The following is a 19,492-nucleotide window of genomic DNA, read 5'->3' on the forward strand; positions in this document are numbered from 1 at the left end:
ATATATGACAGTTTAATGACCTATCCATGAAAAAAGGGACTGGCAACCCAATCCCTTATTGTTTTTAGATAACAGTATTAAGCACGCTCAAGTAAAACTGCAACTGCTGGCAAAGTCTTTCCTTCAACAAACTCAAGGAATGCACCACCACCTGTAGAAATATAACCAATTTGATCAGCAACGTTATATTTATCAATCGCAGCTAAAGTATCTCCGCCACCAGCAATAGAGAAACCAGCAGATTCAGCAACAGCAAGCGAAAGCGCTTTCGTACCTTCACCAAACTGATCAACTTCAAATACGCCTACAGGACCATTCCAAAGAATCGTTTTTGACGTTGTTAAAATATTTGCAAATGCTTTAGCTGTTTCCGGACCAACATCTAAAATCATGTCGTTTGAAGTTACATCTTCTACTTTCTTCACAACTGCTTGCGCTGCTGCTAAAGAACCCAAGAAATCTTCAAAATTAATTTGCGAAGCATCCGCAACTACCACATCTGTAGGAAGTGGAACACTTACTTTCGCTGCAATTTGTTTTGCAGTTTCAACTAAATCAGCTTCGTATAGTGACTTACCAACATTGAAACCAGCAGCTGCCAAGAATGTATTTGCAATACCACCACCAACGATAAGTTGATCACAAATACTAGAAAGTGAGTTTAAAACATCCAGTTTAGTTGAAACTTTAGAACCTGCAACAATTGCAACCATCGGTTTTTCAGGAGTTTGCATTGCACGGCCTAGTGCATCTAACTCAGCTGCCAATAAAGGGCCAGCTGCAGCTACAGGAGCAAAACGAGCTACACCTTCAGTAGAGGCTTCTGCACGGTGAGCAGTACCAAATGCATCCATCACAAATACATCGCATAATGCAGCATATTTTTGTGCAAGCTCTGGATTATTTTTCTTTTCGCCATGGTTAAAGCGTACATTTTCAAGCAATACAACTTGGCCAGCTTCAACTTCTACGCCATCTAGGTAATCAGTTAACAATTTAACTTCTTGACCCAATACTTCTGTTAAATAAGCAGCGACTGGTGCAAGTGATTGTTCCGGCTTTGGTTCACCTTCAACAGGACGACCTAGATGTGAAAACACCATCACTGCTGCGCCTTTTTCTAAAGCAGCCTTGATTGTTGGTAATGCTGCACGTAAGCGAGCATCACTAGTAATCACACCATTTTTGACAGGAACGTTTAAATCTTCACGAATAAGGACGCGTTTACCTGTTAAGTTAAGGTCAGTCATACGCTGAAAATTCATGTAAAGCTCTCTTTATGATTTTAAAAACGCGCCAATTTTAAATGATTACATCAAAAAAGGTTAGTTTTTTTGCATAAAAGCTGTAGAAAGCGTGAGTTTTGATTATGATAGACATAGTCATTTGATATTTCATCCATTATGTCTATTCATCCAGATCCGCAAATTAATCGTTTAAATGTTTTAGGTGAACCGTTAGCAAGTTGTTGTTTCGACCCTATTACTGGCTATTTTAGAAATGGCTTCTGCCACACAGCAGTAACAGACCTTGGTCAGCATACCGTATGTGCGCAAATGACCTCTGATTTCTTAAATTTTTCACAAAAAATAGGTAATGATCTTATTACCCCGTTACCAGAAGTAGATTTCCCTGGTCTAAAACCCGGTGATTTCTGGTGTATCTGTGTAACCCGCTGGGTAGAAGCATATCAAGCAGGTCAAGCACCTCCTATCAAAATACATGCATGTCACCAAGCTGTATTAAGCTATGTACCTTTAGATGTTTTAATGGAATTTGCAGTGTAATGGTTCAGCCACAAATTATTTTGGCATCAAGCAGTCAAACGCGTAAAGCCTTAATGGATCGCTTAGGGATTAATTATATCTGTGTTAGTCCTGATATTGATGAGAGCCCTCGCAATGAAACCCATGCCGATGAACTTGCAAAAAGGCTGGCTTTCACAAAAGCCCAAGTGATTGCTGCACAAAACCCACATGCAATTATTATTGGTTCCGATCAAGTCGCATGGCGAGAACACGCTCCTAACGACTTTATTGGTAAACCAATGACCACTGAAAATGCCAAAATACAGTTAGCAGAAAACTCTGGTCGAACTGTCTTCTTTAGTACGGCACTCAGTGTGCAATGGCTTGAAGGGAATTTTGAGCAAACGCTTGTTGAACATTATCAAGTTAAATTCCGAACCCTAACTCAAGCTGAAATTGAACGATATATTGCATTAGATCAACCACTCCATTGCGCTGGTAGCTTTAAGTGTGAAAGTTTAGGAATTAGTTTGTTCAAAAAAATGACTGGCCTAGATCAGACGACACTTATGGGTTTACCCATGATTCAACTTTGCCATATTTTAAGGCAGCTTGGTCTACAAATTCCTTAATTTTAGATGTTTTTATAAATAGGTTATTTCCATGACAGAACCTTTAGCAGTTTTAGGCGGTATTACTGCCGAACAATTTTTAGCAGAATATTGGCAGAAAAAACCTTTACTAGTACGTAACGGGTTGCCAGAAATTGTAGGTCTTTTAGAACCCCAAGATGTGCAAGAACTTGCTTTGGAAGAACATGCGAGTGCCCGACTCATTCGCCAAAAAGATAAAAATCCAAATGAATGGCACGTCAAGTCTTCACCTTTAACCAAGGGTGATTTTCAAAAGCTCCCAAAACTATGGACGCTTTTAGTACAAGCTGTAGATCATTATTCATTTGATCTGTCTGAACTTTGGAAAAAATTTCCATTTATTCCTCAATGGCGCCGCGATGACATTATGGTCTCCTACGCTCCTAAAGGTGGCTCAGTAGGAAAGCATTTTGATTTTTATGATGTGTTTCTAGTTCAAGGTCATGGACATCGTCGCTGGCAGTTAGGACAAATGTGTGATGCAAATACTTCCTTTGTACCAAATCAACCATTAAAACTCTTGCCAGAAATAGATGTACAATTTGATGAAATTTTGGCACCTGGTGATTTACTATATGTTCCGCCTGGAATGGCACATTATGGCGTTGCTGAAGATGATTGCCTAACGTTCTCATTTGGCTTTCGCATGCCAAACGTTGCAGGGATGATGGAACGTATTAGTGATCAATTTTCAGCTAACACTTTATTGCAAAATCCTGTTGTCGACATCGCACGCAAACAGATGAGTCAAGTTGGTGAAATTAATACCTCTGAACTTGGCTACTTAAAAGACTTAGTATTAGCTCAATTACAAGATTCAGCAGCACTTGATGCCGCTATTATGTCTTATATGAGTGAACCTAAATATCCAGATAATATTCCAGAGGCTGATGAAATCGAAGCCGATGACTTGAAGGAAATTTTGCACGAAGGTTACGAGGTTCTTTTAGAGCCAGCCTCTCGACTACTCTATACAGAAAAAAGCGGAAGCCTAAACTTTTGGGGAAATGGTGAAGCGCTATTTATAGTTGAGTCCTTTGAGCAAAAATTAAAAGCAATTGCTAATGGAGAAAGTCTAGCTTTCGATAGCCAATTTAGTGATGATGAAACGCTAGAAAACGTTGCTCACTTGTTAAATGAATCTATCCTGATGCTTTTACCTCCTGCAGAGTAAACATCTTAATAAAAGTAGACTTTTTCATGAGCGTGGAAAAGTCTACTTTTTAAATTAACAACCTAACTCAAAATAAACTCGATTATTGCTCATTAAATTTATCTGCAAATCCTTAAATAGCGCGTAATCAAAGTTATTAAGCGTAAGAAATCTTGAAATCAAAATTAAAAATAGAAAATCTTATTATTAAAGAAATAGCATACCTCTTACTTACTTTTTCCTTAAAATCTAAACGATACCGTTTAAAAAAATAATATCTTTTTTCTATCAATAACAAACAATACCTTGTAAAATTAAAGGTCCAGATTCTCATTAATACAGATCACATTTCAAGCAAATAGCAATTCATTTGTGAGAGGCTAAAAAAATATGTCGAAAAAAGATGACATTATTAACACCGCATTAAGACTTTTTAACTCGTATAGCTATAATTCTATAGGTGTAGATCGCATCATTAATGAATCTGGTGTTGCAAAAATGACTTTCTATAAGCATTTTCCATCAAAAGAAAAGTTAATTGAAGAATGCCTACTTCTACGGAATACGCTTTTACAAAATTCGCTTACTTCTGCTTTATCACAACATGATGAGTTAGATCCTCTCGCGAGAATTAAAGCAGTATTTTTATGGTATTCCGACTGGTTTAATAGTGAAGATTTTAATGGCTGTATGTTTCAAAAAGCTTTGGAAGAAGTTTTAAAACAGTATCCATCAACACACCAACCCGCTACGTTGTATAAAGCTTGGTTGACTCAACTTATGCAAAATCTTCTTAATCAATATGATGTAAAAGAACCAGGTCCTTTATCTTTATTACTCGTTAATATATTGGAAGGTATGACCATTCAAGCTCAGGTCGAACATGGTTCAATAAAAATCTATGATTATTGGAATCGGGTTGAAAAGTTAATCGACTTTGAAAGAGCAGCTTAAAAATAAAGCGTGATGTTCTTCTTCTTATATTAATGTTCTTCTTATCTATCACGCTGCGTCTGAAAGTCATTTTGGTTCTAAATTAGACGTTTTTTTCGACCCTACCGAACCAAAATATACAGACCTGTCTGTACAAAACAGATTATATATTTAAAAAATAAAAACTCAATCACTTTTTATGATTCCTTTAAAGATAAATTAGATTTAACTATTTATCCGAGTGAAATAGCAGTTATTTCATATTAACTTCAATTCACTTATACTTAACAATTAAACTTATAACACAATGCAACACTTTAGACACAAAAGAACTACAAACAACTGTTTTTAATTAAAAATACTACTTATTTATCAGTTCCCCTTATATTGCTTTTCAACAAAAACAATTGGATTGATTAGTTTTGCTACATTCATTTCTGCAAGATCAATCTATACTATGCCCGCTATATTGATATAGGTATAAAGTATGAAAGATGGACTCCAAATTGAAGAAATGAAAAATGCGGCTGATTCAGTCGTTGGAATTCTCAAATCTTTGGCTAATACAGATCGTTTATTAATTTTATGTCACTTAGCTTATGAAGAGCTAAATGTCTCACAAATTGAAGAGAAGACTCAAATTACACAGCCCACTCTTTCACAACAGCTTATGATGTTACGTAAAAGTGATGTTGTATCAACTCGTCGCGATGGTAAGCAAATTTTTTATTCTATTAAGGATGATAATATGCATTCAATTTTAAATACGCTTCACCAACTGTATTGTGCAAGTAAATAAAATCTTTAAATTATAAATTTATAATAATAGTAGTAATTTCCTGAAATATGCGATTTTTCAGCTTGAAAGCTTAGAGTCTAGTCCAAGCACAAAGTTTTGAAAATTCGCGTAGCTTTTCCAAAGTTTTACTTACCTCTTTACTCTTTTAAAATTCATTTCTCTGTAGTTTATCGGATACTTGCACAGCTTTTTGATCTAATTAATTTTTCAATGAGCATTTAACAAACAAAATCACCAATTATAGATTCCCATATTTAAAATTAATCAAAATAAAAACAATGACTTAATATTACCAATAATTATAAAAACTTATACTTGCTATAAAAAAGCTTAAGATTCACAGCACTTAAGTATAAAATACTCCGCTTGTTCAACCTTTAGCCATGATTAGGTTAATAAGGCCTTTATATGCTTGCATTCTTTTCTCGATTAAGCTTAGTCACTAAGATTATTATCGCCATTATTCTAGGGATAGGCGTTGCATTACTATTTCCGAACGTTACGCCTTATTTAAGTTTATTTGGTGAGCTTTTCATTAAAGCCTTAAAATCGGTTGCCCCTATTTTAGTTTTTGTATTGGTGCTTTCCTCTATTGCCAACTTCCAAGTAGGCCATAGTGCAAATTTACGCCCAGTCTTACTTCTATACGTAATAGGTATGTTGCTAGCCGCTTTTAGTGCTGTTATTGCAAGTTTATCTTTTCCAAGCACTCTTTATCTCAACACGGTTTCTCATAATAATTTACAATCACCAGGAAGTTTAGCTGATATTTTAAAAAATCTGCTTTTAAGCTTTATTGCGAACCCTGTTCAAGCAATTAGTGAAGCAAACTTTATTGGTATTTTAGCTTGGGCAATTGGTTTAGGTTTAGCCATGCGCCATAGCTCAGACACCACAAAACAAGTGATGCAAGATGTTGCACATGCTGTCAGTGCTATTATTCACAAAGTAATTGCTTTTGCACCAGTCGGTATTTTTGGATTAGTTGCAGTGACTTTTGCAGATGCTGGTCTCGCGACGCTTGAAAGCTATGCACACTTATTAGCGGTATTACTAGGAACAATGTTATTTGTTGCCCTCGTGGTTAACCCTATTTTGGTAGGCTTAACAATCCGCGGCAATCCATATCCATTAGTTTTTAAATGTTTAAAAGAAAGTGGTATTACAGCATTCTTTACACGAAGTTCTGCAGCCAATATTCCGGTTAACTTAGATCTGGCTGAGCGATTAGGTGTTAATCCATCTACAGCAAGTGTGTCTATTCCATTAGGTGCGACAATCAATATGGCTGGTGCGGCAGTGACAATTACTGTACTCACACTTGCAACTGTACATACACTTGGTATTCATGTTGATTTAGCTACAATGGTTATTTTATCAGTTGTTGCTACAGTTTCAGCATGTGGTGCATCTGGTGTTGCGGGTGGTTCTTTACTTTTGATTCCAGTAGCATGTAGTTTATTTGGTATTTCAACCGAAATTGCTATGCAAGTTGTTGCAGTGGGTATGATTATTAGTGTATTGCAAGACTCTACAGAAACAGCGCTTAACTCTTCTACGGATATTTTATTTACCGCAGCTGTAGATATTCGCTCTAAACAAGCTTATTAAACACATGCCATTTCAACGTCTACCAAACTGGTTCCAACTCGGAGCCTTTTTACTGGCATTCAATGCCGGAATGATTAATGTATTAGGGTTAATTACCCTTTTGCATCAATCTATTTCACATATGACTGGCAACGTTAGTATGCTAGCTATGAGTTTGGTAGAGTGGCAGCCGAAACATATCATTTTCTTGCTTCTAGTAATTATTTGTTATGTTTGTGGTTCATTTTACAGTGGTTTTATTTTAGGCAGCAGTCACTTTCGATTAGGTCGTCGCTATGGCTTACCTTTGAGTCTGGTTGCCTTATTCATTTTTCTTTGTTGGCTATTACTACCTTATTTTCCACGCTATGGATTATTATGGGCTTGTACAGCGATGGGCCTACAAAATGCGATGGTAAGCCATTATAAAGGAACCATTATTCGAACTACCCATCTATCTGGTGTTTTAACAGATATTGGTTTAGCCCTTGGATACAAAGCTCGAGGCTTACCAGTAGAAAACCGACGTATTGTTTTACACTTACTTATTTTTACAGGTTTTCTGCTTGGTGGGATACTCGCAGCACTAGTACATCCGTATTTAAAGTTACAAGCATTTTTATTGCCAGCAACTTTAAGCTTAGTCTTAAGTATTTCTTACTGGGTAGTTTATCTCTATAGCCCTTCAACTTCACATAAGGATTAAGTCATGGTTAAAAATGCCTTACAAGCACAGCTACTGAAAGCTGGGTTAGTGGATAATAAAAAAGCAAAGAAACTAACAAAACAAGCTCACCATGAGCAACGTATCGGTCAAAGTGATGAACCAGCAATCAAAGCAAATATTGAAAAAGCTCAACAAGAAAAGTTAGCTAAAGATCAGGCTTTAAACTTAGAAAAACAACAACAGCTTGAGGAAAAAGCCCTCAAAGCATCAATCATTCAAATGATTAAACATCATAAAATTTCAAATACTGATGGCGATAGTGTTTATCAATTTATTGATGAGAGTAAGATCAAGAAGGTATATATTTCTCAGCAAGTATATAATGCACTTGTTACCGGTAGCTTAGTCATTGCTAAAGACCAAGATCAATACGCTTATTTGCCAAAAGCTTTAGCTGAAAAAATAGATCAAAAAATGCAAGGTTTCATTTTAATGAATAATGCTGAGAAAAATGAACAAGCCACTGATGAAGAAGATCCTTATGCAGCGTATGTTATTCCTGATGATTTAATGTGGTAATACATACAAGGGCCTTTATGATGCAGGTATAAAGGCCTTTTTCGATTTGGCTTAAAAAGTATTAATTTAACAAACGTTCAAAATATTAAGAAAAAAATACTTAAAGAATAAATTCCTTCACCACTTTATCTATTAATCCCGATATAATAAATCATAATTTTTAAGTCCTCGCGACAGTCTTGAATATTTCTTCAGACATCCAATTTTTACGTCATGTACTAATGAATGACGTACAAAGTAATCAGTTCATATGTATTTACACATGCTCAAAAGATCAAAAACCTAAGTAATATTGATCTAACTGACTTTTCTGTAAATTTAATTGCAAAAACTTAATTAAGTGGCTTTTGTCTTAAAGGTAGTAATTCATGCTGAAGTGGTTTGAAAAACTTGTAGATCCCTACCCAACAAAAGGTCTGGATGAACCTTTACCAACTCGTTTTTTCCCATTTGTCTGGCAAGCGACAGAAGGCTTACGCCCCTACTTATTCTTACTTATTCTTTTTACAGCAGGTGCTGCAAGCTTTGAAGCCTTACTTTTTTCAAAGATTGGACAACTCGTGGATTGGTTAAGTAAAAGTCATCCTGAAAGTTTTTTAAGTCAACATGCGACTGATTTACTAATTTTAATTAGTGTTTTATTTGCTAATATCTTTTTCGTAAATTTTCAATCTATTATTAAACATCAGATTTTATATAGTACTTTTCCAATGCGTTTGCGTTGGCGTTTTCATAATCTGTTATTGAAACAAAGCTTAGATTTTTTCCATAATGACTTTGCTGGAAGACTTTCTGCAAAAGTTATGCAAACTGCCCTAGCAGTCCGTGAATTCTGGATTATTTTGGGTGACATGTTAGCATACGTGGCTATTTACTTTATTACGGTTAGCATTGTCCTTGGGGCTATTTCCCCTATTTTGTTAATACCACTTTTAGTTTGGTTAACTTTATTTCTCTTAAGTGCATGGTTCTTTATTCCCCGTTTAAGTAAAGTTTCTCAGCAACAAGCTGATGCCAGAGCAGTTATGACTGGCCGCATTACTGATGCTTACACCAATATTCAAACTGTTAAATTGTTTGCTCATGCGGGACGTGAGAGCCAATATGCAAAAGCCTCAATGAAAGAGTTTATGACAACAGTCTATGCTCAGATGCGTTTAGGCACTCTTTTTGAAATAAGTATCAACATGCTATCAGCTGTTTTATTTATTGGTGTTATTGGCACGTCAGTTTGGCTATGGACTCAAGGTTTAGCAGCATTAGGTGTAATTGCAGCGACTACTGCCATGATTTTAAAGCTTAATAGTATGGCTGAATTTATGATGTGGCATATGTCCGCGTTATTTGAAAATGTCGGAACCATTCAAGATGGTATGCAGACATTAGGTAAAAAAATCAATATTCAAGACAAACCAGATGCAAAAACTCTTGAAGTTGCCAAAGGTGAGATTGTATTTAAAGATGTGAGTTTTGCTTATAACAATAAAAATGTAATTGATCACTTCAATTTACATATTAAAGCAGGTGAAAAGATTGGTATTGTTGGGCGTTCAGGTGCAGGTAAATCAACTCTAATCCAACTGCTTTTACATTTTTATCATCTTAAGGACGGTGAAATTTTAATTGATGGCCAAAATATTGAAAATGTGACTCAAGATAGTCTAAGAGCCAATATTGCCTTAGTAACCCAAGATACGTCTTTATTACATCGCTCAGTGGCTGAAAATATTAAATATGGCCGTCCAGATGCATCTGATGCCGAGATGGAGAATGCTGTAAATAAAGCCAAAGCAGCCGAATTTATACCTCAATTGGTTGACTTAAAAGGTCGTAATGGATATCACGCCCAAGTCGGTGAACGTGGTGTAAAACTTTCTGGTGGTCAAAGACAACGTATTGCTATCGCACGTGTATTCTTAAAAGATGCTCCTATTCTCATTTTAGATGAGGCAACCAGTGCACTAGATTCAGAAGTTGAAGCAGCGATTCAATCCAGTTTAAATGACCTGATGGTTGATAAAACGGTTATTGCAATTGCACACCGATTATCTACTATTGCACAAATGGACCGTTTAATTGTTCTTGATGAAGGTCGAATTGCTGAGCAAGGAACACATGAAGAGTTAATTGCACAAAATGGAATATATGCACAATTATGGAAACGCCAAACAGGCGGTTTCCTATTTGAACAAAAAGTTTTACAGGGTCAAGATTAATGCTTTATTTAGAAGATTTGAAAATTGGTGATCGTTTCATTAGCCGTGAATATGAAATCACCTTAGATGAAATCAAAAAATTTGCAAACTCCTATGACCCTCAAACATTTCACACAGATGAAGAGCAAGCTAAGCATGACCCTATTTTTCAGGGGATTGCTGCAAGTGGCTGGCATACGTCAGCTATCACTATGCGTTTATGGACAGAATGCATGCCTATTCATGGCGGCCTAATAGGTTCTGAATCTAGTCTACGATGGCCACGCCCTACTCGACCTGGTGATAGAATTCATGTTGAAGCTGAAATTTCAGCTATCACACCATCCAAAACAAAATTAGATCGTGGTATTGTTAGTTACGTTACGCAAGCCTTAAATCAACATGGGGATGTTTTACTTATTTCAACAACAAAAATTGTTGTCTTTAAAAAAAATGTTTAAAAATGGTTGATATGATTGTCTAACAGTTTTTATAAACTCAGATTATATTTCATGACAATATGTGTAAGAAATGCATGTGAAAAATTGATGAGAGCAATGGAACGCATATGAAAATTACCTCAGCTCGTCAAGATCAGGGTATTCCGGGTGTCTATGGCTTATTGCTATTAGATGTTGTTTCACGTTGGGGATACAACGACGAAACATTATTTGCTCCATTTCATCTTACTAGCGAGCAACTGGCGGATCCTGACTATCGTATTTCTACACCAGTAGCAAATGAACTGGTAAAACACGCGCTTAATTTAACTGGCGAAACTACGTTGGGTTACCATCTTGGTACTCAAATGCGTATTTCAATTCATGGCTTCATTGGCTATGCAATTATGACAGCCAAAGATATTACTGAAGCAATTGCTCTTGCGGCTCGCTTTATTCAGCTACGCTTACCCTTTTTACAATTATATTTCTCAACTTTTGGGCCCAAAGCAACCTTACAATTACAGTGTGATATTGAACTTGAACCTTTGCGTACAGAAATCGTTTTAGGTTTAACCATTGGTATCATGAGCATGGCGAAAGCGATTACTGGTATTGAAGATTTAGCTGGTGATGTAGATTTAGATTTCCCAGAACCAGAAGGTTTTGACAAATATAGAAATAAGCTAAGCAGCACAATTCGCTTTAACCAACCTCATTTAATTTCAAGTTTCGATAAAAAATATTTAGGGATAAAATTGGTTAATGCTGACCCTATCGCAAGTCAAGTTGCTATTAATCAGTGCGAAGCTGAACTATCCGCTTTAGGTGAACGCCGTCGTTTAGCAATGCGAGTTCGTGATATTTTAAGTAATTCTGAACAACATTATTTAAGCATCGAAAATGTAGCTGAATGTCTACATATGTCTGATCGAACGCTCAAACGTCAATTAGCAGCGGAAGGAACATCATTTTCAACGTTAGTTGATGAAGTACGCTATCGACATGCAACATCTTTACTTTCACGTACAGATTATAGTCTTGAACAAATTGCTGATGAACTTGGCTATTCGGACGTTGCAAATTTTAGCCGTGCTTTTAAACGCTGGAGCGGCCGCAGTCCGAGCAACTGGCGTAAAGACCCATACTTATAATTTTTAAAACTATTGGACACAAGCTTAAGGAGTTACCATGAATCATCCTTCGGAACTGAAGTATGCACGTACACATGAGTGGGTAAAGATTGAGGGTGATCTTGTTATTACAGGGATTACCGATCATGCACAAGATGAACTTGGCGATTTGGTTTACGTTGAAACTCCAGAAGTTGGAAGCCAAGTTACCGCGGGCGAACAAGCTGGTGTAGTTGAATCAGTAAAAACTGCTTCTGATATCCATGCTCCAGTTTCAGGCACTGTAGTAGAAGTAAATACTGACCTTGAAGATGATCCTGATTTTGTAAATGACGATCCATACGGTAAGGGTTGGATTTATAAAATCAAACCAGACAATATTGCCGATGTTGAAAAACTTTTAACAAATGCAGAATATGAAGCCGGCCTATAAAAGATAGTCATAGCTTTTCATATTTAATAAAAACCAGTTTAGTCTTAAACTGGTTTTTTCTTTATCTATTCAAATTCACTTTTATGAATCGGTGACTTCTATGACAAAGCTTGTTGTATTCTCTGGCGCAGGAATGAGTGCCGAAAGTGGAATTAGCACTTTTCGTGATAGTAATGGTCTATGGGAAAATTACGACATTCAGCAAGTTGCCACACCTGAAGCATGGCAAAAGAACCCTGCTCTAGTTCAACGCTTTTATAATGAACGACGTAGAAATATTTTAGAATCTCAACCCAATTCAGCTCATCAATATATTGCCAAGTTACAGGACTATTTTGACGTACAAGTTATTACTCAAAACATTGATGATTTACATGAACGTGCCGGAAGTTTCAACGTTTTACATTTGCATGGAAACATTCGATTAGCAAAAAGTTCTGGCCCCAATGCACAATTTACAACCCAGTTTTATGACATTAACGGTTGGAAACTAGACTTAGAACATGACTTTTGCCCAAATGGTTATCCCCTTCGTCCACATGTAGTTTGGTTTGGTGAAGCTGTACCTGCTTATGAGGAAGCCATTAGAGTCGTGCAAAGTGCAGATATTTTTATTGTAATCGGCTCCACATTAAGCGTATATCCAGTTGCGGGTTTAGTGCATGAAGTTACAGCTCAATGTAAAGCATACTATATAGATCCCAAAGCAGATCATAGGCGTGTTCCCCACCAATATGAATTATTAAAGATGTCAGCGACTCAAGGAATGCATGAACTTTTTGAAAATTTAATCAATTAATTGCTAATTTTAAGGATTAAATAAATGTAATTTGAATAAAAACTACTATCTTTTAGATAAAACTTCCTAACATTGTTCTAATTTTGCTCAATAAAACTTTATCTCCTAACCATTTTGTAACTAGATTTAGAGTTATTTTTTTGAAATATTTTTTATTCTCCCCAAAATTTAAAAAAAACAAATATTAAAAAATTATAAGCTAATGATTAATATTATAATTTTTCTCTTTAAAAACCCACTTATTTTAAGTTACACAATGATACAAAAGTATAATATAAAAATAACAGAGTAAAAAAAATCTTTTGTGGTTGAATCTCAACCTCTTGAATGCCGTACAAGAAAACAGCGACCTGGATTAGGTTACAATCACGGATTATGGATATAAGGACACACATCCATCATGAGTTATTTTGATCCCACCCTCATCATGTTTATGGTGTACATCGTAGCAATGGTACTTATTGGCTTATTTGCCTACCGTGCTACAAGCGACTTCTCCGATTATATTCTCGGTGGTCGTAGTTTAGGCAGTTTCGTTACTGCGTTATCCGCAGGCGCATCAGACATGAGTGGCTGGCTACTCATGGGTTTACCTGGAGCGATTTATCTTTCTGGTCTATCTGAAGCGTGGATTGCAATTGGTCTAATTATCGGTGCTTGGCTTAACTGGCTACTGGTTGCTGGTCGATTACGCGTTCATACTGAAATTCAAAACAATGCATTAACTTTGCCAGATTATTTTACAAGCCGTTTTGATGATCAGAAAAAAGTACTTCGCATTTTCTCTGCCGTTATCATCTTGGTTTTCTTCGCTATTTACTGTGCTTCAGGCATGGTAGCTGGTGCCCGTTTATTTGAAAATTTATTCGGCATGTCATACAACACAGCCATTTGGCTCAGTGCTATTGCAACCATCAGTTATGTTTGTATTGGTGGATTCTTAGCAATTAGCTGGACTGATACATTCCAAGCTGGATTGATGATTTTTGCTCTATTGTTAACACCAATTGTGACTTATCTTGCAATCGGGGACACAACTCATTTTGTTACCCTCATTGAAACTGCTCGTCCACATGCATTTAACATCTTCTCAGATTTTGGGGTGGTAGCAGTTTTATCCTCCATGGCATGGGGCCTCGGTTACTTTGGTCAACCCCACATTCTTGTACGTTTCATGGCGGCTGATTCAGTAAAATCTATTCCTGCTGCTCGTCGCATCGGTATGACGTGGATGATTTTATGCTTAATCGGTGCTGTAGGTGCTGGTTTCTTCGGTATTGCTTATTTTGAACAACACCCTGAATTAGCAGCAGTTGTGAGTAAAAACCCTGAAACTGTATTCATGGAATTGACTAAAATTTTATTCAATCCATGGATTGTGGGTATCATTTTGGCTGCAATTTTAGCTGCCGTTATGAGCACGCTAAGCTGTCAACTTTTGGTATGTTCAAGTGCTTTAACTGAAGATTTATACAAAGGTTTCCTCCGTAAGAATGCATCTCAAAAAGAACTCGTATGGGTTGGTCGTCTCATGGTTCTCGCCATTGCTCTTCTTGCAATTTTTCTTGCAGGGAACCCTGATAGTAAGGTTCTTGGTCTTGTTGCTTATGCATGGGCTGGCTTCGGTGCAGCGTTTGGTCCGCTTATCATCTTGTCATTGTTCTGGAAACGTATGAATTTACAAGGTGCTTTAGCTGGTATGATCGTTGGTGCAGTTGTAGTAATTGGCTGGAAAAATCTTTTCGCAAGCACAGGTGTTTACGAAATTATTCCAGGCTTTATCCTTGCATTTATTAGCATCATTGTTGTTAGTCTTTTAACTAAAGCGCCAAATACTACGGTAACTGGGCGTTTTGAAAAAGCAGATGAACTCTACAAAGAAAGTGTATAAGTTATTGAAATAAATAAAGGGGCTTCGGCCCCTTTATTTATTCTTGGTTTTAATTTTAATTTTAGAAGTGTCTTTTACCACTTGCATGACTGGATAACTACGAGTCTCTTTGACTCCGGGCAATTGCCACAACACCTGCCCAGCAATGCGTCTAAATTCCTCCATACTGCCACTGCGTAATTTAATTAGAAAATCAAAGCCACCACTCACCATATGGCATTCAACAATTTCCGGATAGTGCACCACAGCATCAATAAATTCATCTAAAACGTTAGGTGTCGTTTTATCCAGTAATACCTCAACAAACACCAGAAAATTAGCATTTAACTTAACTGGATTTAATTTAGCTTCATATCCTAAGATGAATTCATCTTTCGTTAATTTCTGAACTCGGGCCATCACAGCTGTTGGAGATAAATTCACAAGTTCGGCCAATTTACTATTAGAAATTCGCCCATCTGTTTGAAGAATATCCAAAATTTTTAAATCAGTGCGGTCAAGGCTTAATATTGGGCCATTCATCTGAATTTTCCTCTAAAAAATTGGCTAAATATAGTGAGTTATTCGGTGTTTCTTCTGTAATGATAAATTATCTAAACCTCTCTACTCAAGATGAGTTTACGAGAGCTGGTTGGCGGAAACAGATATGAACACAATGGATACTTTTCATCAAATGGATAAATCTCACCAAGGCTATATCACCGAATTCAACGATAAAAGTGAGTTTGAACAACGCATCAATACAGCTTGGCGACGTGCTGAACCAGAAGCTGTAGAAGAGCTATTACAAGCTGCTGCGGTATCTGATGATTTAGATCATAAAATTTATGACCTTGCTTTTAATCTTGCTAATAATTTACGTGAACGTAAGACCTCTTCGGGTAAAGCAGGTATTGTTCAAGGGTTATTACAAGAATTTTCTCTTTCTTCACAAGAAGGCGTGGCACTCATGTGTCTTGCTGAAGCTTTGCTTCGTATTCCAGATTCAGCAACACGTGATTTGCTTATTCGAGACAAGATCAATCAGGGTAACTGGAAAGAACACGTTGGCCAAAGCAGCTTAATGTTTGTAAATGCTGCTGCATGGGGCCTCATGTTAACTGGTAAGCTTATGGAAACTCCAAAGCAAACCAGTCTTTCAAGTGTACTTACTGGCCTCTTAGCACGTAGTGGTCGTGGTATTATTCGTAAAGCTGTTGACGTTGCAATGCGTATGATGGGTGAACAGTTTGTAACTGGTGAAACCATTGAAGAAGCTGTAGACCATGCGAAAGTACTCGAAGACAAAGGTTTCCGCTATTCTTACGATATGTTAGGTGAAGCAGCCTTAACCGAACATGATGCTGAACGCTACTTTAACGATTATACACAAGCCATTCATGCAATTGGCAAAGCGTCTAATGGTAAAGGTGTTTATGATGGCCCGGGCATTTCAATCAAGCTTTCTGCTTTACACCCTCGCTATCAACGCGCGCAAATTGAACGTGTTCATCAAGAACTTTACGGCAAAGTATTTGAACTCGCTCTTTTGGCTAAAAATTACAATATTGGTTTAAATATTGATGCAGAAGAATCAGAACGCTTAGAAATTTCGCTTGAATTACTTGAACGTCTTTGCTTCGAGCCAGAACTTGCAAACTGGAAAGGCATCGGTTTCGTTATTCAAGCTTATCAAAAACGCTGTTTCTTCGTGGTTGATTATATTATTGACCTTGCTAAACGCAGCCAAAAACGCCTCATGATCCGTCTTGTGAAAGGTGCGTATTGGGATAGCGAAATTAAGAAAGCACAAATCGAAGGTATGGATGACTACCCTGTCTTCACTCGTAAAGTACATACCGATTTATCTTATATCGCTTGTGCTAAAAAATTACTTGCAGCGCCAGAGTTCATCTATCCGCAATTTGCTACTCATAATGCTCAAACATTGGCAACGATCTATCATTTAGCTGATCCAAGCAAATATTATGCTGGTCAGTATGAGTTCCAATGTTTACATGGCATGGGCGAGCCGCTTTATGAACAAGTTGTTGGTCCACGTGAGCAAAATAAATTAGGCGTGCCATGCCGTATTTATGCTCCTGTTGGTAACCATGAAACTTTGTTGGCTTATTTAGTTCGTCGTTTACTTGAAAATGGCGCGAATACTTCATTCGTTAACCGTATTGCCGATAAAACGCTTAAAGTTGATGATCTTATTCAGTCTCCAATTTACGATATTCGTAATGCAGCTAAGCTTGAGGGTTCGATTGGTTTAAAACATCCATCTATTCCACTACCTTTAGATATATACGGAACACTTCGTAAAAACTCTAAAGGCTATGATTTAGCAAATGATGCTCCACTTGCAGCTCTAGACAGCAAAGCTCAAGAATTACGTAATCGTGTTTGGCAAAGCCATCCATTATTGGCAAATAACGATTCATTAGAGCAAGGTCATTCTGTTGCAATTACAAACCCAGCACAAAATGATGAAATTGTTGGTTATGTGCAAGAAGCTGATCTTAAGCATGTCGAAATCGCTCTTACTGCAGCTGAACAAGCTCAATCAGAATGGTCAAATACGCCTAAAGAACAGCGTGCTCAACACTTAAAACGTGCAGCTGACCTAATGGAAAGTCGCATTCAAGAATTGATGGTTTTACTTTGCCGTGAAAGCGGGAAAACTTATGCCAATGCCATTGCAGAAGTTCGTGAAGCTGTAGATTTCCTACGTTACTACGCAACTCAAGTTGAGAATCTTCCTGCAAATACAGCTATTCAGCCTTTAGGTACTGTACTTTGTATTAGCCCATGGAACTTCCCTCTTGCGATTTTCTCTGGCCAAATTGCTGCAGCATTAGTGAGTGGTAACTGTGTTATTGCTAAACCTGCTGAACAAACACCATTAATCGCAGCTCAAGCAGTTCAGATTTTATGGGAAGCTGGTATTCCACATGGTGCTGTACAGCTACTTCCTGGTCGTGGTGAAACAGTGGGTGCTCAGCTTAGCCAAGATAGTCGTATCGATGGCATCATGTTTACTGGCTCGACTGAAGTTGCAAAAATTTTACAGAAAACTGTTGCGAAACGTTTATCTGATAATGGTCAATCTATCCCTCTCATTGCAGAGACTGGCGGTCAAAACGCCATGATTGTGGACTCCTCAGCTTTAACTGAACAAGTTGTGCTTGATGTTGTTAGTTCTGCTTTTGATAGCGCGGGTCAGCGTTGCTCTGCTTTACGTATTTTATGTGTGCAAGAAGACAGTGCTGCAACCGTGATTAAAATGCTTAAAGGTGCAATGCAACAGTTAATTGTAGGTAACCCTGCAATTTTAAAAACTGACATTGGTCCTGTTATTGATGACGAAGCAAAACAGACGATTGACCAGCACATCCAAAAAATGAAGTCTAAAGGCTACCCTGTACATCAGTTGATGTTTGGAGCAACAAGCCAAAATGAATTAGATAAAGGAACTTTTGTTGTACCAACGGCAATTGAGTTACCTAATCTTGATGATTTGCAACGTGAAGTCTTTGGTCCAGTTTTACACATCATTACCTATAAGTATGGTGAACTCGAACAACTCATTTCACGTATTAATGCCAAAGGTTATGGTTTAACAATGGGTCTACATACCCGTATTGATGAAACCATCCAAACCGTCATTCAACATGCTGAAGTTGGTAACCTCTATATCAACCGTAATATTGTTGGTGCTGTAGTTGGTGTGCAACCATTCGGTGGTGAAGGTCTATCTGGTACAGGTCCAAAAGCTGGTGGTCCGCTATATATGTACCGCTTAATGCAGCACTGTTCAAACAAAGTACTGGCAACACCATTTGCCATGAAGAATGAGCAAACTGCTTTTGAAGGCTTTAACCGTGAGGTTTATCAGAGCTTACAAAATTGGGCGAAACAGCATTTACCGCAAGCAAATCGTGAGATTGAACCATTTGGTGTGGGTAAATTCTATGAGTTACAAGGCCCTACTGGGGAAAGTAACCAATATATTATTTTGCCGCGCCATCGTGTGCTTTCAATTGCAGACACTGAACAAAATCAATTGCATCAGTTGCTCGCAATTTTTGCAGTGGGTAGCCAAGCAGCAGTAATGCCTAATAGTCCATTATTGGCAAAATACAAACAAACTTTGCCAAAAGATGTGCTTGCAGCAATTACTACGGTTAAGAACATCACATCAGATGATTTTGATGCAGTTTTACACCATGGTAACCGTGAAGAAATCTTCTCATTACAGCAAGAAGTTGCTAAACGTTCTGGTGCAATTGTTGGTATTACACACGTTGAGCCGAATGAAACTATTCCACTTGAACGTTTAGTGATTGAACGTGCGATTAGTGTGAATACAGCTGCAGCTGGTGGTAACGCAAGCTTAATGACAATGACTGATTAATCGATAATTTTTCTAAAAAAGCCCAAATCTCAGTATTTGGGCTTTTTTATTTAATAAAGTAATCTATTCTTAAATATATA

17 protein-coding genes are annotated in these 19,492 nt (G+C 37.3%); 15 read left to right on the forward strand and 2 right to left on the reverse strand.

From position 1 onward, the window contains the following. Positions 1-77: 77 nt before the first annotated feature. On the reverse strand, positions 78-1,265 hold the full coding sequence (locus tag F968_RS10085) for a phosphoglycerate kinase (RefSeq protein WP_004792764.1): 1,188 nt from the start codon (positions 1,263-1,265) through the stop codon (positions 78-80). Positions 1,266-1,403: 138 nt separating this feature from the next. Between F968_RS10085 and F968_RS10090 the strand changes: the two genes are divergently transcribed. From F968_RS10090 to putP, 14 genes are all read left to right on the forward strand, one after another. Then, complete coding sequence (locus tag F968_RS10090; protein WP_003651438.1) at positions 1,404-1,787, forward strand: DUF2237 family protein; 384 nt, start codon at positions 1,404-1,406, stop codon at positions 1,785-1,787. Next, the gene (locus tag F968_RS10095; protein ID WP_004792766.1) at positions 1,787-2,380 is read left to right on the forward strand and encodes a Maf family protein; all 594 of its coding nucleotides are present in this window, start codon (positions 1,787-1,789) and stop codon (positions 2,378-2,380) included. Before F968_RS10090 ends, F968_RS10095 begins: the two co-directional genes overlap by 1 nt. 31 nt (positions 2,381-2,411) lie before the next feature. Further along, positions 2,412-3,575: a ribosomal protein uL16 3-hydroxylase gene (locus F968_RS10100; RefSeq protein WP_004792768.1), complete on the forward strand. Its 1,164-nt coding sequence runs from the start codon at positions 2,412-2,414 to the stop codon at positions 3,573-3,575. Positions 3,576-3,944: 369 nt separating this feature from the next. After that, positions 3,945-4,508, forward strand: a complete 564-nt coding sequence (locus tag F968_RS10105) for a TetR/AcrR family transcriptional regulator (protein ID WP_004792769.1) — start codon at positions 3,945-3,947, stop codon at positions 4,506-4,508. Positions 4,509-4,974: 466 nt separating this feature from the next. Then, positions 4,975-5,286, forward strand: coding sequence for an ArsR/SmtB family transcription factor (locus F968_RS10110; protein ID WP_002121379.1), 312 nt, complete (start codon positions 4,975-4,977; stop codon positions 5,284-5,286). 408 nt (positions 5,287-5,694) lie between these two features. After that, positions 5,695-6,897: a serine/threonine transporter SstT gene (gene sstT / locus F968_RS10115; protein ID WP_004792771.1), complete on the forward strand. Its 1,203-nt coding sequence runs from the start codon at positions 5,695-5,697 to the stop codon at positions 6,895-6,897. Between the two features lie 4 nt (positions 6,898-6,901). Then, positions 6,902-7,582 (forward strand): YoaK family protein, encoded by a 681-nt coding sequence (locus tag F968_RS10120; protein WP_004792773.1) that lies wholly within the window; start codon positions 6,902-6,904, stop codon positions 7,580-7,582. Between the two features lie 3 nt (positions 7,583-7,585). Beyond that, positions 7,586-8,122, forward strand: a complete 537-nt coding sequence (locus tag F968_RS10125; protein ID WP_004792775.1) for a DUF2058 domain-containing protein — start codon at positions 7,586-7,588, stop codon at positions 8,120-8,122. 368 nt (positions 8,123-8,490) lie between these two features. Then, positions 8,491-10,338 (forward strand): ABC transporter ATP-binding protein, encoded by a 1,848-nt coding sequence (locus tag F968_RS10130; RefSeq protein ID WP_004792777.1) that lies wholly within the window; start codon positions 8,491-8,493, stop codon positions 10,336-10,338. Continuing rightward, positions 10,338-10,778 carry a MaoC family dehydratase gene (locus tag F968_RS10135; protein WP_004792778.1) on the forward strand — a complete coding sequence of 147 codons (441 nt, stop codon included), beginning with the start codon at positions 10,338-10,340 and terminating at the stop codon, positions 10,776-10,778. The genes F968_RS10130 and F968_RS10135 overlap by 1 nt, the downstream gene beginning before the upstream one ends. A 107-nt stretch (positions 10,779-10,885) precedes the next feature. Then, positions 10,886-11,911 (forward strand): AraC family transcriptional regulator, encoded by a 1,026-nt coding sequence (locus F968_RS10140; protein WP_004792780.1) that lies wholly within the window; start codon positions 10,886-10,888, stop codon positions 11,909-11,911. A gap of 37 nt (positions 11,912-11,948) precedes the next feature. Further along, a complete protein-coding gene (gene gcvH, locus F968_RS10145; protein WP_003651425.1) occupies positions 11,949-12,323 on the forward strand; it encodes a glycine cleavage system protein GcvH in 375 nt (124 codons plus the stop codon). Between the two features lie 91 nt (positions 12,324-12,414). Then, positions 12,415-13,122, forward strand: a complete 708-nt coding sequence (locus F968_RS10150; protein WP_081399524.1) for an SIR2 family NAD-dependent protein deacylase — start codon at positions 12,415-12,417, stop codon at positions 13,120-13,122. Between the two features lie 400 nt (positions 13,123-13,522). Then, a complete protein-coding gene (gene putP, locus F968_RS10155; RefSeq protein ID WP_004792784.1) occupies positions 13,523-15,013 on the forward strand; it encodes a sodium/proline symporter PutP in 1,491 nt (496 codons plus the stop codon). Positions 15,014-15,046: 33 nt separating this feature from the next. Here putP and F968_RS10160 read toward each other — a convergent pair whose 3' ends face one another. Beyond that, positions 15,047-15,535 carry an Lrp/AsnC ligand binding domain-containing protein gene (locus tag F968_RS10160; RefSeq protein WP_004792785.1) on the reverse strand — a complete coding sequence of 163 codons (489 nt, stop codon included), beginning with the start codon at positions 15,533-15,535 and terminating at the stop codon, positions 15,047-15,049. A 124-nt stretch (positions 15,536-15,659) separates the two neighbouring features. Here F968_RS10160 and putA point away from each other — a divergent pair, with 124 nt between their 5' ends. Then, positions 15,660-19,412, forward strand: coding sequence for a trifunctional transcriptional regulator/proline dehydrogenase/L-glutamate gamma-semialdehyde dehydrogenase (gene putA / locus F968_RS10165; protein WP_004792788.1), 3,753 nt, complete (start codon positions 15,660-15,662; stop codon positions 19,410-19,412). Positions 19,413-19,492: the final 80 nt, after the last annotated feature.

Origin of the sequence: Acinetobacter sp. NIPH 817 (genome assembly GCF_000368405.1) — a bacterium.
GTDB lineage: Bacteria > Pseudomonadota > Gammaproteobacteria > Pseudomonadales > Moraxellaceae > Acinetobacter.